Genomic DNA, 13,672 nt, shown 5'->3' on the forward strand with positions numbered 1-13,672 from the left:
CCCCACGACTGCTCGAGGTCTACTGCGTCGCCGCCGTCACCGCCGCGCAACTGCTCGTCGCCGTCGGCGAGAACGGCCACCGCATCCGCTCCGAAGCAGCCCTCGCGAAACTCTTCGGCGCCGCCCCGCAACCCGTGTCCTCCGGGAAGACCAACCGCCACCGCCTCTCCCGAGGCGGCAACCGGCAAGCGAACTGCGCCCTGCACCAGATCGCCATCGCCCGCCTCGGCCACGAACAACGAACCCGCGACTACCGCGACGCCCACCTCGCCGCAGGCAAAACCACCAAAGACACCCTCCGCCTCCTCAAAAGAGCCCTCTGCCGCGAACTCTTCCCCCACCTCTGCCGACCTTGACAAATAGAAGCTTCGAGATCCACCACCGCCGGACGACGGGGTCTCGATACGCGGCCTGCGGCCGCTACTCGACCAGCGGAAGCGGAAGCGACGGCGACGGCGACGGCGGTGGCGACGGCGGTGGCAGCATGGGGGCATGGGCGGAGACGGGCACGCGATCGACGACGACGAGGTGCTGCGGCGGCTGCCCAAGACGGAACTGCACTGCCACTTCGCGTCGACCATGAGCGCGGCGCACCTGATCGCCTCAGCCGACAGGTACGGCGTGGAGCTGCCGTCCTCGGATCCGGCGACGCTGTTCGACTTCGCCGACCTGCAGGAGTTCCTCGTCGCCTTCCGGGCCGCGCACCGGGTGCTGCGGACGCCCGCCGACCTCGCGACCGTCGCGTACGACGGGGTGCGCGCGGCGGCGGCGCAGGGCCTGCGCTACCGCGAGTACGCGATCAACCCGCAGTACTTCGCCGACGCCCACTACCTCGGCTGGAGCGGCCTCGGGTACGCCGACCTCCTCGATCCGATCCTCGACGGGCTGAGGGCCGCCGAGGTCGACCTGGGCGTGGGCTTCCGGATGATCGTGGCCGTCAACAGGAGGGACTCGGCGGGCGGTGCCGTCGAGCTCGTCGAGACGGTGCGCCGCCATCCGCGGGACGAGGTCGTCGCCCTCGGCATGGACGATCTGACGCCCGAGGGCACGGAGGATCCCGGCCGGTTCCGCGAGGCGTTCGCGCTCGCGCGCCGCTCCGGGCTCGCCCTCACGGCGCATGTCGGCGAGACGGACCGGTCCGAGCCCGACTCCGTGCGGATCGCACTGGACGTGCTGCAGGTCGACCGCATCGACCACGGCTACCGGATCCTGGACGACCCGGACCTGGTCGCGCGGGCCCGCGACTCCGGCATCGGCCTCACCACGACGCCTGTCTCCACGACGATCTGCTCGGGCTGGACGCTCGACCCCGCGCACCGGATCGCAGCCATGGTGCGTGCCGGACTCCGCGTCACCGTGTCGACCGACGACGCGGTCTTCTTCCGCACCGACATCGGCCGCGAGTACCGCGAGGCGCTGCCAGCGCTCGGCATCGGCATCGAGGACGCCTGCACGATCGCACGGAACGGAGTGGAGGCGTCGTTCCTCCCTCCGGAGGAGAAGGCGCGACTGCGGGACGAGTTCGACCGGGAGATCGCGGGGCTGCTGGCGGGGCGGGACTCCGGGGCATCCTGAGCCTCGCTGAGCCAGTAGCCCGCAGCGCGGCGTGGCGGGATCCGCTTCCGCAGGGGGTGAGGACGGCGGCGGGTGTTCGGGAGGCGTGGGTCTCGATACGCCCCTGCGGGGCTACTCGACCAGCAGAAAGGGGCGCCCCTGCGGGGCTGCTCGACCGGCAGGCAGAGGTCAGCCGGCGGAGGCCAGGGTCAGCCGGCGGAGGGCCGGGGAACGCGGGCCAGCAGGTCCGCGTGGCCGCGTACCCGCACGGCGTCGACGCCCGCGTCGTCGTCGAGCGAGATCAGCAGGATCTCGAGCCCGCGCCAGAACGCCACGATCTCGCGGGCGAGCACGGGCACGTCCTCGGCGGCCACGCCCGACTCGGCGAGCGCCCGGCGCAGCTCCGGCTGCAGGAACTCGTCGAAACGCCCGCGCATCGCCCGCCACTCCTCGGCCTGCTCGAACGCGGCGAGCCCGAAGACCTGGAAGAACAGGCGCAGGTACGGGCGGTTGCCGGCCGAGGCGAGCGCCTCCCACGCGCGGTCGAGCCGCTCGTCGAGCGGGCGCCCGGGCGCGAGCAGCTCGTCGGCCGCGCGCCGCATGTCGGGGAAGCGCCGCGCGGCGGCGACGAGCGCCTCGGACAGCAGCTCGGCGCGGGAGCCGAAGTAGTACAGCAGCATGCGGTTGTTGGAGTCGGCCGCGCGGGCCAGAGCGCGCAGCGACACGTTCGCCACGCCGTGCTCGAGGATGTGGTCGACGATGCTCTCGAGCAGCAGCGCGCGCCTCGTCGGAGCGGTCGTCATCGCGTCGCTCCCCTCGGCCGGACCCGCGTCAGCGTATCGGCAAGGGGGGACGCGGGCGTCGACCCGTGGTGTATCCATGTGCAGGAGCACGACGCAGCACCGGAGACGACGCAGCACCGGAAGGGGACGCGATGGCACCGCCGCGCAGGAAGGCCACGCTCGTGGCCGTCGCCGAGCGCGCCGGAGTGTCGCTGAAGACCGCGTCGAACGTCGTGAACGGCACCGGTCGCATGGCCGACGAGACGCGCCAGCGCGTGCGCGCCGCCGTGGACGAGCTGGGCTACACCGTCAACGTCGCCGCGAGGAACCTCACGCGCGGGCGCACCGACTCCGTCACCCTCGCGGTCCCCACGCTCAGGGCCGCCTACCTGGCCGAACTGGCCGAGGTCGTCGTCGACACGGCGCGCCGGAGGGATCTCGTCGTCTACGTGACGACGTATCCGGACGAGGGCCGCACCGGCTCGCGCCGGCTGCTGCAGCAGTTCAACTCGCAGCTCACCGACGGACTGCTGCTCTCGCTGTCCGAGCACGAGACGCTCGACCGCGAGGCGCTGGACGTGCCGTACCCGCTCGTCTGCCTCGGCTCGCGGAACACCTACGGGCTGACCGACCGGGTGACCACGGACGACGTCGACGACGCCCGCACCGCCACAGCGCATTTGCTCGAGCGGGGCAGCACGTCGATCGCGGTGGTGGGAGCGCACGTGCCGTTCGACGCGGCGAGCATCGGCGCCGCCCGCGAGGGCAACGCGGAGCTGCGGCTGCGCGGAGTGCTCGAGGAGGTGCGGGCGTCGGGACGCGTGCTGGATCCGCGACTGGTCGGCGTCTCGGGCTACGACTGGACGATCGGCTCGGGGTTCCGCGTGACGCGCGACCTCGTCGAGTCGGGGATCCCGTTCGACGGCCTGGTGTGCCTGAACGACGGCCTGGCCATCGGAGCGGTCTCGGCCCTGCGCGAGGGCGGGCTGCGGATCCCCGAGGACGTCCAGGTCATCGGCTTCGACGACGTCGAGGAGTCGGCGTACCTGAATCCGCCCCTCACGACGATGGACTCGCGGATCGCGTGGATCGCCGAGACGGCCCTCGACCGGCTGATCGCCCGCATCGACCACGGGACGGGACCGACGACGACCGATTACGGCCACTCGCGGGTCATCGAGCGCGCGACGACGAGGCCCGACGGAAAACGCTTCTTGCGGACCGAGCGTCCCGCGGTCTAGATTCACCCCCGTGGTACAGCGCTGTACCACGCAGGACCTGCGATGACGGAGGACTCCCTTGACCCGATCGATCGACCGATCGACCACCCGCCCGGCGACGAGCCGGGCGCCCCGACGCCGGAACGGCGTCCTCGCCGCGGCTGCGGCCGGGCGGCCCGTCCACCCGGCGATCGCCGTTCCCGCTGCGATCGTCCTCGCCGCGGCCGGCGCTCCCGCCGCTGACTCCCCCGCCGCTGCGGGTCGCCTCGCCGCGGCCGCCGACGCCTCGCGCGCCCTCCGGCAGCCGCTGCGCTGACCCCTCCCCGCTCGCGCTCGGAACCCCGAGCGCGCCCCTGCCGTCCCCGGATGCGGCGGATCCGACCACGATCCGCCCCTCCGCGACCGCCTCAGACCTGTCCGACACCCAGCACCCGACACAGCACCTGCCATCACAGACAAGGAACAGACACCGTGCGAACTCTCTCCAAGAAGGTCACGACCGCCGTCGCCGTCGCCCTCCCGCTCGCCCTCGCCCTGACGGCCTGCTCCGGCGGAGGCTCGTCCTCCGGCGGTGACGGCGGAGGGGACGGCGACAACACCCTGACCGTCTGGGCCTGGGACCCGGCGTTCAACATCGCCGCTCTCGAGGAGGCCGAGAAGATCTACCAGAAGGACAACCCGGACTTCTCGCTCGACATCATCGAGACGCCGTGGGAGGACCTGCAGCCCAAGCTCACGACCCTCGCCCAGTCGCGGCAGTACGAGGAGCTGCCCGACATCTTCCTCATGCAGAACAACGCGTTCCAGAAGAACGCGCTCAACTACCCCGAGATCTTCAGCGAGATCTCGACCGACGCCGTCGACTTCTCGGAGTTCCCCGAGGCCGTCACCGCGTACTCCACCGTCGACGGCGTGAACTACGGCGTGCCGTTCGACTCCGGCACCGCGGTCACCGCGCTGCGCACCGACGTGCTCGAGGCGGCCGGCTACACGATCGACGACTTCACCGACATCACCTGGGACGAGTTCCTGACCAAGGGCGAGGACGTCCTGGCGAAGACCGGCTCGCCGCTGCTGTCGGGCCAGGCGGGCTCCGCCGACATGATCATGATGATGCTGCAGAGCGCGGGAGCGAGCCTCTTCGACGACGAGGGCATGCCCACGATCAGCGACAACGACGCGCTGCTCAGCGCCATCGACACCTACAAGCAGCTCGTCGAGTCGGGCGTCTTCGTCGAGGTCAACTCGTGGGACGAGTACCTCGGCACCTTCGTGAACGGCTCGGTCGGCGGCACCATCAACGGCATCTGGATCGTCGGCTCGATCCAGGCGGCCGAGGACCAGGCCGGCAAGTGGCAGGTCACCAACGTCCCGTCGCTCGACAGCGTCGACGGCGCGACCAACTACACCGCCAACGGCGGATCGTCGTGGACGATCAGCTCGAACGCCGACGTCGACCTCGCGACCGACTTCCTCGCGTCGACCTTCGCCGGCTCGACCGAGCTGTACGACACGATCCTCCCCGCCACCGGCGCCGTCGCCAACTGGCTCCCCGCCGCGTCCTCGGCCGCGTACGAGCAGCCCAGCGAGTACTTCGGCGGACAGCCGATCTTCTCGGAGGTCGCGCAGTTCGGCGCCGAGGTGCCCAGCAACAACACCGGTGCGTACTACTACGAGGGCCGCGACTCCGTCAGCGCGGCGATCACGCAGATCATCGGAGGCGCCGACCCGGCCAAGGCGCTCGAGGAGGCGCAGGCGAACGTCGAGTTCGCGATGAGCTGATTTTTCTGGACCGGGTCGGGGCGCACGCCCCGGCCCGGTCCCCCCTCTTCCTCCTCCTGCAGATTGCGAGCACCCCGTGACGACCTCCGCGCCACCGCGCACCCGACCCCGCGTTCCGCCGCAGAGGCAGCGCGACTCCCGCCGACCCGTGAGGATGACCGGCGAGCGCCGCCGCAGCCTCACCGGCTGGGCGTTCCTCCTGCCGGCCTCGCTGCTGATCCTGCTGGTCAGCTTCCTGCCGATGGCTCAGGCGTTCCTGCTCTCGCTGCAGACCGGACGCGGCGCGAACCTCTCGTTCGCGCAGCCCTTCTGGCTCAACTACGAGCGGCTGCTGCAGGACGAGATCTTCCGCCTGACGCTGCAGAACACCTTCATCTACCTGCTCATCCAGGTGCCGGTGATGCTGATCATGGCGCTGGTGCTCGCCAACCTGCTCAACGACCGCACTCTGAAGTACAAGACCTTCTGGCGCACCGCGATCTTCCTGCCCTGCGCCGTCTCGCTCGTCGCCTACTCGCTGGTGTTCCGCACGATCTTCGCGAACGACGGCTTCGTCAACGACGTGCTGCTGGGCATCGGCCTGATCGACGGCCCGGTCAACTGGCTCGGCAACCCCGAGACCGCGCGCTTCGTCATCATCCTCGGACTGCTCTGGCGCTGGACCGGCTACAACATGGTCTTCTACCTGGCGGCCCTGCAGAACGTCGACTACTCCAGCATCGAGGCGGCGAAGATGGACGGCGCGAGCTCGCTGCAGACCTTCTTCCACGTCACGATCCCGCAGCTGAAGCCGATCATCCTGCTCACCGCGATCATGTCGACGAACGGCACTCTGCAGCTCTTCGACGAGTCGTGGGCGCTGACTCGGGGCGGCCCGGCGTACACGACCATGTCGATGTCGCACTACCTCTACGAGGTCTCGTTCCTCAAGAACCCGAACTTCGGGTACGCCTCGGCCCTGTCGTACGTGATCCTCATCCTCGTCGCGGTCCTCGCGTTCGCCCAGCTGAAAGTCGGTGACAAGCGTGACTGACCCCGCCCGCACCCTCCCCGTGACGGATCCCGTCCTCTCGCTCCCCGAGACGGAGTCCTCCGGGCCCACGACCCCGGCCAAGCGCTCGGTCCCGGTGGCCTCGCGCCTGCGCGCGGTGCCGAAGTACGCGTTCCTCACGGTCTTCGCGATCTTCTCGATCTTCCCGCTGTACTTCATGGCCGTCTCGGCGACCAACACCAGCCAGGACGTGCTGGACTCGCGCATGCTTCCCGGCACGCAGCTGTTCGAGAACTTCAGCAAGCTCTCGGGGCTGCAGGACGTGGGCGGAGCGATGTGGAACTCCGCCACCGTCGCCATCGGCACCACGGTGCTCGCCCTGATCGTCTGCTCGATCGCCGGCTACGGCTTCGAGGTCTTCCACTCGCGGGGCAAGGACCTCGTGATGGCGATCCTCCTGATCGCGATCATGATCCCGTTCGCGGCGACCATGATCCCGCTGTTCCAGGTCTTCGCCGAGGTCGGGATGGTCAACTCGCTCGCCGCGGTCATCATCCCGGCGATCTCGACCCCGTTCCTGATCCTGCTGTTCCGCCAGGCCTCGCGCTCGTTCCCGTACGAGATCATCGAGGCCGCCCGGATCGACGGAGTGAGCGAGCTGGGCATCTTCGCCCGCATCTACCTGCCGTCGATGAAGTCGACCTACGCGGCCGCCGCCGTCATCACCTTCATGACCGCCTGGAACAACTTCCTCTGGCCCAAGGTGATCCTGGTCAACAACGACTTCCAGACCATGCCGATGCTGATCTCGAACCTCGCCGCCGGCTACGTGACCGACTACGGAGTGCTGATGCTGGCCGTGCTGCTGGCCTCGGTGCCGACGATGGTCGTCTTCATGATCCTGCAGCGCTCGTTCGCCGAGGGCATCACGGGAGCGATCAAGTGAGCCTCGCGCACGACCCGCGGCCCGCCGCTCCCGCCTCCCCGGGCTTCGACCCGTCGCGGCTGTCCGACCCCGGATACTTCGCCGAGAACCGGCGGCCGGCCCACTCCGACCACCGCTGGTTCCGGTCGGCGGACGAGGCCGCGACGGGCGTCAGCTCGTTCGAGCAGTCGCTGAACGGGCTGTGGCGGATCCACTGCTCGCCCGACCTCGCGGGCACGGTCCCCGGATTCGAGCAGCCGGACTTCGACGCGGACGACTGGGACACGATCCCGGTCCCGGCGCACATCCAGCTGCACGGCTACGACCGCCCGCAGTACGTGAACACGCAGTACCCCTGGGACGGGCACGAGGACCTCGCGCCCGGGCAGGCTCCGCAGCGCCTCAATCCGGTGGCGTCGTACCGGACCGTGTTCACCCTCCACGCGCCGCTGGAGCCCGGCGAGCGGATCGCGCTCGACGTCCGCGGCGCAGAGAGCGCGATCGCGCTCTGGCTGAACGGGCGCTGGCTCGGGTTCTCGGCCGACAGCTTCTCGCCGGCCGAGTTCGACCTCACCGAGCTGCTGGTCGAGGGCGAGAACGTGCTCGCCGCGCAGGTGGTCAAGTGGAGCGCCGGGTCGTGGCTCGAGGACCAGGACTTCTTCCGGTTCTCGGGGATCTTCCGCGACGTGGTGCTGCTGCGCCGGCCGCGGACGCACCTCGAGGACCTGCGCGTCTCGACCGTCGTCGAGGACGGCTCCGCCGAGATCTCGGTGCAGTTGAGCCTCGACGGCGACGGCACGGCGGTCGTCGAGCTCGAGGGAGTCGGAGTGCTGCGGCAGGACGCGGACGGGCGCCACCGCATCCGGCTCGCCGACCCGCGGCTGTGGAGCCCCGAGGACCCGCACCTGCACCGCCTCGTCGTGCGCGTGCGCGATGCGGAGGGCGCCGAGACGGAGGTCGTGCCGCAGTCGGTGGGACTGCGCCGCTTCGCGATCGAGGACGGGGTGCTGAAGCTCAACGGCCGCCGCGTCGTGTTCTTCGGAGTGAACCGGCACGAGTTCGGCGCGAACGGCCGCGTCGTCACGCGCGAGCAGACGGAGGAGGATCTGCGGATCCTCAAGCGCGCGGGCGTGAACGCGATCCGCACCAGCCACTACCCCAACAACTCCTTCTTCTACGAGCTCGCCGACGAGTACGGATTCCTGGTCGTCGACGAGATGAACCTCGAGACGCACGGCGTGTGGGACCGGGTCCGCTACCTCGACGCCCCGCTCGAGGAGGCGGTGCCCGGCGACGACGGCCGGTGGGCCGCCGCGCTGCGCGATCGCGCGACGAGCCTCGTCGAGCGCGACAAGAACCACCCGAGCGTGGTGATGTGGTCGCTCGGCAACGAGTCGTTCGGCGGCAGCGTGCTGCGCGACCTGGCGGACTGGTTCCGCGAGGTCGACGACCGCCCCGTGCACTACGAGGGCGTGCACTGGGACTCCCGCTATCCCGACACGACGGACGTCGTCAGCCAGATGTACACGCCGGCCGCCGAGGTCGAGGCGTACCTCAGCGAGCACCGCGACAAGCCGTTCGTGCTGTGCGAGTACGCGCACGCCATGGGCAACTCCTTCGGCGCGGTCGACCGCTACCTCGACCTGGCCTACCGCGAGCCGCTGTTCCAGGGCGGCTTCATCTGGGACTTCGCCGACCAGGCGATCGCGATCATCGACCGGCACGGCGTCCCCTATTTCGGCTACGGGGGCGACCACGGCGAGGCGCCGCACGACGGCGACTTCAGCGGCAACGGCATCCTGTTCGCCGACCGCGCGCCGACGCCGAAGCTGCAGGAGGTCGCGTTCCTCTACCAGCCGTTCCGGATCGAGGTGACCCGGGAGGGGATCGCGATCGAGAACCGGCTGCTGTCGACTCCGTCGTCCGCGTTCGACGCGGTGGTCGTGCTGCGGCGGGAGGGCCGCGTCCTCGCCGAGCAGACGCTCGAGACCGCGGTCCGGCCCGGCGAGCGGGCGACCTTCGCGAGCCCGGTGGCAGTGCCGGAGCTGCCGGGCGAGTACACGCTCGACGTCGAGCTGCGGCTGCCGTCGTCGACGCGGTGGGCCGAGGCGGGTCACGTCGTCGCCCGCGGCCAGCGCGTGCTCGAGGTGACGGGTCGACCGCACCTCGAGCGGCACCCGCGGCCCGAGGTCGTCGAGGGCACCCACAACGTGGGCGTGCGCGGCGAGGGCTTCAGCGTGCTCTTCTCGCACCTGCACGGCGGGCTGCAGTCGTACCGCTGGGGCGGCGGCCCCGAGGGCGGGCGCGAGCTGCTCGACTCGATGCCGATGCCGTCCTTCTGGCACGCGCCCACGTCGAACGAGCGCGGCTGGGGCGGTCCGTTCGAGGACGGCCAGTGGCTGCTCGCGAGCCGGTACGCCCGGGCGGCGGGCGGGGCGCTGCGCACCGCGCGGGTCTCCTCCGACGACTCGGCCGTGACCGTCGGCTTCAGCTACGAGCTGCCCACGGCTCCGCGGACGACGTGCGACGTCGACTACCGGGTGACCGGCGACGGGCGGATCGAGGTGACCGTCGCGATGGACGTGCCCGACGGCCTGCCGGACCTGCCCGAGTTCGGGATGCAGTGGACGACGGGCGCCGACGCGCACCGCCTCCGCTGGTACGGCGACGGACCCGACGAGTGCTACTCCGATCGCCGCCTCGGCGCACGGCTCGACGTCTGGGAGAGCGACGTGGCGCGGGAGCTGACCCCGTACCTCAAGCCCCAGGAGTCGGGCAGCCGCACCGGGGTGCGCTGGGCCGAGGTGACCGGCGACGACGGCTGGGGCCTGCGGATGGACAGCGACGGCGGGATGGAGTTCTCGGCGCTGCACTGGACGCCGTTCGAGGTCGAGAACGCGCGGCACCCGAACGAACTGCCGCCCGTGCAGCGCACCGTGCTGCGGCCGGCGCTGGTGCGGCGCGGAGTCGCGGGCGACGACTCCTGGGGTGCGCGCACGCATCCGGAGTACCTGGTGCGGCCGCGCGACGGCCGGCTGGTGTTCCGCTTCGGAGTGTCGGGGGTGTCCGGAGACTGACGCGCGGCTCCCGCTCCGCTACGGTGAACCAACTGGTTCAGATCGCCGCTCCTCGCTCGCGAGGGGCGGCGATCGCCGTACTCGACGAGGGGATGCGCATGCCGAAGAGGATCGTTCTGGGAGTGTTCGAGGCGGGGACGCCGCACGTCGGCGGCACCATCAGCTGGTCGCACGAGCGCAGCCGCGACGGCGACTTCCGCGACATCGAGTACTGGATGCGCATGGCGCGGCTGCTCGACGACGCCGGCTTCGACTTCCTCTTCTTCGCGGGCGGCTCCTTCGGCTACTCCTCCCGCCGTGGCGAGCTCTCGACGACGCTGATCGAGGCGGGCATGACCTTCGCCCTCGACGGCGCGTACATCATCCCCGCCCTCGCGGTCGTCACGGAGCGGCTGAACTTCGTGGTGACCTCGACGACCGGAGCCGATCACCCGCTGCACGCGGTGCGCAAGTTCTCGACGCTGGACCACGTGACGCGGGGCCGGATCGGCTGGAACATCGTCACCGGCGCCTCGCAGAACACGATGGCGGCGATGCTCGGCCAGCCGATGGTGCCGCACGACGAGCGCTACCGGGCGGCGCAGGAGTACGTCGACGTGACGTACTCGTTCTGGGAGGGCGGGCTCGACGACGACGTCATCGTGCTCGACCACGAGGAGGGGGTCTTCGCAGATCCTGCCCGGATCCACCCGGTGTCATTCGAGGGCGAGTTCTACCGCTCCGAGGGGTACCACACGCTGCCGCCGTCGCCGCAGCGCTCGCCCCTGCTGTTCCAGGCGGGCACCTCGCCGGTGGGCCGCGCGTTCGCGGCGAAGAACGCCGAGTGCGTGTTCGTGCAGGGATCGACGTACGCGAAGGTGGCGTCCGACATCGCGGACATCCGCCGACGGGCCGCCGAGAACGGGCGCGATCCGGCGTCGCTCAAAGTGATGGTGGGGGTGACGGTCGTCGTCGGCGAGACCTCGGAGGACGCGGCGCGGCTCCGGGCCGAGTTCGACGCACTGCAGACGGACGAGCTGGCCGCGCACTACTACGCGGGGAACACGGGAGTGGACCTGCTGCAGTACGACCCCGACCGCGCGCTCGCCGAGCAGCTCGTGCTCGACGACCAGGCGGGGCAGATGGGCACGAGCAACATCGAGCGCTTCCTCCGCCGCCCGGACGGCTCGGCGCCGACGGTGCGCGAGATCCTCGACGAACTCAAGGGCAAGGGCACCCGCGGTTTCGCGGTGACGGGCTCCCCCACCGAGGTGGCCGACGAGCTCGAGCGGATGATGGACGAGACGGACCTCGACGGCATCATGCTCGAGGCGGTGTTCGGCATCGCGTCGCTCTCGGACTTCGTGACCCTGGTGCAGCCGGAGCTGCGCCGCCGCGGCCGCCTCGACCCGGAGCCGGCCGGCGCGACCTTCCGCGAGCGGATGCTCGGCACGGGCCCGCACCTGGCGCCCGAGCACCACGCGGCGTCCTTCCGGCCTGCGGGGTGACCGACCCCCCGATCCTGCCCCTGGGCATGCGCCGCCCTCGCTGATCGAGTAGCCCGCGCAGCGGGCGTATCGAGATCCCCACCGCTGGAACGGGCAGGTCTCGATACGCCCCCACGGGGCTACTCGACCAGCAAGGCCGGGCCCACCCCTTGCTGATCGAGTAGCCCGCGCAGCGGGCGTATCGAGATCCCCACCGCTGGAACGGGCAGGTCTCGATACGCCCCCACGGGGCTACTCGACCAGCAAGGCCGGGCCCACCCCTTGCTGATCGAGTAGCCCGCGCAGCGGGCGTATCGAGATCCCCACCGCTGGAACGGGCAGGTCTCGATACGCCCCCACGGGGCTACTCGACCAGCAAGGCCGGGCCCACCCCTTGCTGATCGAGTAGCCCGCGCAGCGGGCGTATCGAGATCCCCACCGGTGGAAGGACGAGCCGTCCGGCGCGCGTCACCGCTCCCAGCTGAAGCGGATGACCCCGCCGCCATCGACCACCATCCCTACGAAGCGGGCGACAGCGGCGGCGAGCACGACGGCGCCCAGGATCCAGCCGATGACTGTGCGCCGGCGCCGGCGCGCAGCGGACCAGCCCGAGAACCCGCAGGCGATCGCGAGGCAGGCGAGGGACGCGACCGACCCCCACCGCGCGGCGTCCGTCATCGCCGCGCCCAGCAGAGCACCCGCCCAGCTCACGAGTGCGGCGAGGACGAAGATCGCGCTCGAGACGAGCCATCCGGCGAGCGCGACCGCGTCGCGCCAGTCCTCCGCGGGCAGGGCGAGGTGCAGGCGCTCCTCGGCCGAGAGCCGGAAGCGGTCGCGGTACCGCTCGATGTCCGGAAGCAGCCGGACGACCGCGGCGGGCAGGTCACCGGTCGGCAGCGCGAGGAACTCGGGGAGATCAGACGGCGAGACGCGGGAGGCCGCCAGCAGGCGAGCGGCGCGGTCGAGCTCGAGCGGCGTCGGCTCGGTGTCCAGCGCGAGGGACCAGCGTCCGGCCTGGTCGGGTGCTCCGAGCTCGCGGTAGAACGCGACCAGCGCCGCGCGGGCCCCCGACTCGTGGGGCGCACGGCGGACGCGCGTCCTGAGCAGCTCCAATGCGGCAGCTCGTCGGCCGGACACCCAGAGTCCTGTCGCCCGTGCGACCGCTTCCGTCTCGTCCACCGCCCCATCGTGCCAGTGCTGTCTCCTCCAGCTGGTGCCGCCTGTCCCTCGGATCGCGTGGATCTCGGAACTCCCCCGTCTACTCGACCAGCGACCAGCACCAGGGCATGCGCCACCCTTGCTGATCGAGTAGCCCGCGCAGCGGGCGTATCGAGATCCCCACCGCCGGCAGTTTCCGCCTCCACACCTCGCCGTCACGATCGGCTCTCCCCAGAACGGTGAGTGACGCGGTCCTCCGAGTGCGCTGGATCGGCACGCTTGCCCTCATGGCCTCCGTCTACATACTCCGCTGCAGCGACGGCAGCTACTACGTCGGGAGCACGCGCTCGCTCCACCGCCGCGTCGACGCGCACATAATGGGGAAGGGCGCTGCGTATACGAGCAGACGCCTTCCGGTCACCCTGCTCTGGCATCAGGAGTTCGAGAGCATCGCCGAGGCGTTCTGGTGGGAGAAGCGCATCCAGAACTGGAGTCGAGCGAAGCGCGAGGCTCTGATGCGCGGCGACTACGTCGCGCTGCGAGCCGCGTCGAAGAAGGTGTTCCGCCCACCGGAGGAAGGCGCGGGCGACGCGAACCGCTGACGTGGCGGGTCTCGATACGCCCCTCTGGGGCTACTCGACCAGCAAGGGGAGGGTGACCCCCGATCCTGCTGATCGAGCAGGCCGCGCCGGAGAGGACGCCCGCCGATCCTGCTGA

12 protein-coding genes are annotated in these 13,672 nt (G+C 70.8%); 10 read left to right on the plus strand and 2 right to left on the minus strand.

Translation table 11 applies throughout. The annotated features are described in order from the left end of the window. Nucleotides 1-50: 50 nt before the first annotated feature. Both NB037_RS19995 and add read left to right on the plus strand, forming a co-directional pair. Nucleotides 51-356 carry a transposase gene (locus NB037_RS19995; protein ID WP_372490698.1) on the plus strand — a complete coding sequence of 102 codons (306 nt, stop codon included), beginning with the start codon at nt 51-53 and terminating at the stop codon, nt 354-356. 136 nt (nt 357-492) lie between these two features. After that, nucleotides 493-1,575: an adenosine deaminase gene (add, locus tag NB037_RS04270; protein WP_251944038.1), complete on the plus strand. Its 1,083-nt coding sequence runs from the start codon at nt 493-495 to the stop codon at nt 1,573-1,575. Nucleotides 1,576-1,763: 188 nt separating this feature from the next. Here the strand turns inward: add and NB037_RS04275 are convergent, their stop codons facing one another. After that, nucleotides 1,764-2,357: a TetR family transcriptional regulator gene (locus NB037_RS04275; protein WP_251944040.1), complete on the minus strand. Its 594-nt coding sequence runs from the start codon at nt 2,355-2,357 to the stop codon at nt 1,764-1,766. A gap of 131 nt (nt 2,358-2,488) precedes the next feature. Here NB037_RS04275 and NB037_RS04280 point away from each other — a divergent pair, with 131 nt between their 5' ends. The 7 genes from NB037_RS04280 to NB037_RS04310 all read left to right on the plus strand — a co-directional run bounded on the left by NB037_RS04280 (nt 2,489) and on the right by NB037_RS04310 (nt 11,818). Next, nucleotides 2,489-3,577 carry a LacI family DNA-binding transcriptional regulator gene (locus NB037_RS04280; protein WP_251944042.1) on the plus strand — a complete coding sequence of 363 codons (1,089 nt, stop codon included), beginning with the start codon at nt 2,489-2,491 and terminating at the stop codon, nt 3,575-3,577. Between the two features lie 58 nt (nt 3,578-3,635). Next, nucleotides 3,636-3,872, plus strand: coding sequence for a hypothetical protein (locus NB037_RS04285; protein ID WP_251944044.1), 237 nt, complete (start codon nt 3,636-3,638; stop codon nt 3,870-3,872). A gap of 155 nt (nt 3,873-4,027) precedes the next feature. Then, nucleotides 4,028-5,338 (plus strand): extracellular solute-binding protein, encoded by a 1,311-nt coding sequence (locus tag NB037_RS04290; protein ID WP_251944045.1) that lies wholly within the window; start codon nt 4,028-4,030, stop codon nt 5,336-5,338. Nucleotides 5,339-5,492: 154 nt separating this feature from the next. After that, on the plus strand, nt 5,493-6,371 hold the full coding sequence (locus NB037_RS04295; protein WP_251944124.1) for a carbohydrate ABC transporter permease: 879 nt from the start codon (nt 5,493-5,495) through the stop codon (nt 6,369-6,371). Next, nucleotides 6,364-7,275: a carbohydrate ABC transporter permease gene (locus tag NB037_RS04300; protein ID WP_251944047.1), complete on the plus strand. Its 912-nt coding sequence runs from the start codon at nt 6,364-6,366 to the stop codon at nt 7,273-7,275. Before NB037_RS04295 ends, NB037_RS04300 begins: the two co-directional genes overlap by 8 nt. Further along, entirely contained in the window at nt 7,272-10,331 is a 3,060-nt protein-coding gene (lacZ, locus tag NB037_RS04305; RefSeq protein WP_251944049.1) for a beta-galactosidase, LacZ type, read from the plus strand. Before NB037_RS04300 ends, lacZ begins: the two co-directional genes overlap by 4 nt. Before the next feature lie 98 nt (nt 10,332-10,429). Beyond that, complete coding sequence (locus NB037_RS04310; RefSeq protein ID WP_251944051.1) at nt 10,430-11,818, plus strand: NtaA/DmoA family FMN-dependent monooxygenase; 1,389 nt, start codon at nt 10,430-10,432, stop codon at nt 11,816-11,818. Between the two features lie 447 nt (nt 11,819-12,265). On the opposite strand, the gene NB037_RS04315 is transcribed toward NB037_RS04310, so the two are convergent. Beyond that, a complete protein-coding gene (locus NB037_RS04315; protein ID WP_251944053.1) occupies nt 12,266-12,976 on the minus strand; it encodes a DUF6584 family protein in 711 nt (236 codons plus the stop codon). A 266-nt stretch (nt 12,977-13,242) separates the two neighbouring features. Here NB037_RS04315 and NB037_RS04320 point away from each other — a divergent pair, with 266 nt between their 5' ends. Beyond that, nucleotides 13,243-13,557, plus strand: coding sequence for a GIY-YIG nuclease family protein (locus NB037_RS04320; RefSeq protein WP_251944054.1), 315 nt, complete (start codon nt 13,243-13,245; stop codon nt 13,555-13,557). The last annotated feature ends 115 nt before the right edge of the window (nt 13,558-13,672 follow it).

This window comes from Rathayibacter rubneri (genome assembly GCF_023743255.1).
GTDB lineage: Bacteria > Actinomycetota > Actinomycetes > Actinomycetales > Microbacteriaceae > Rathayibacter > Rathayibacter rubneri.

Excerpts from the sequence above, each read along its gene's own strand:
- add (WP_251944038.1), top strand. The coding sequence starts at position 493 with ATGGGCGGAGACGGGCACGCGATCGACGACGACGAGGTGCTGCGGCGG.
- NB037_RS04275 (WP_251944040.1), bottom strand. The coding sequence starts at position 2,357 with ATGACGACCGCTCCGACGAGGCGCGCGCTGCTGCTCGAGAGCATCGTC.
- NB037_RS04280 (WP_251944042.1), top strand. The coding sequence starts at position 2,489 with ATGGCACCGCCGCGCAGGAAGGCCACGCTCGTGGCCGTCGCCGAGCGC.
- NB037_RS04295 (WP_251944124.1), top strand. The coding sequence starts at position 5,493 with ATGACCGGCGAGCGCCGCCGCAGCCTCACCGGCTGGGCGTTCCTCCTG.
- NB037_RS04310 (WP_251944051.1), top strand. The coding sequence starts at position 10,430 with ATGCCGAAGAGGATCGTTCTGGGAGTGTTCGAGGCGGGGACGCCGCAC.
- NB037_RS04320 (WP_251944054.1), top strand. The coding sequence starts at position 13,243 with ATGGCCTCCGTCTACATACTCCGCTGCAGCGACGGCAGCTACTACGTC.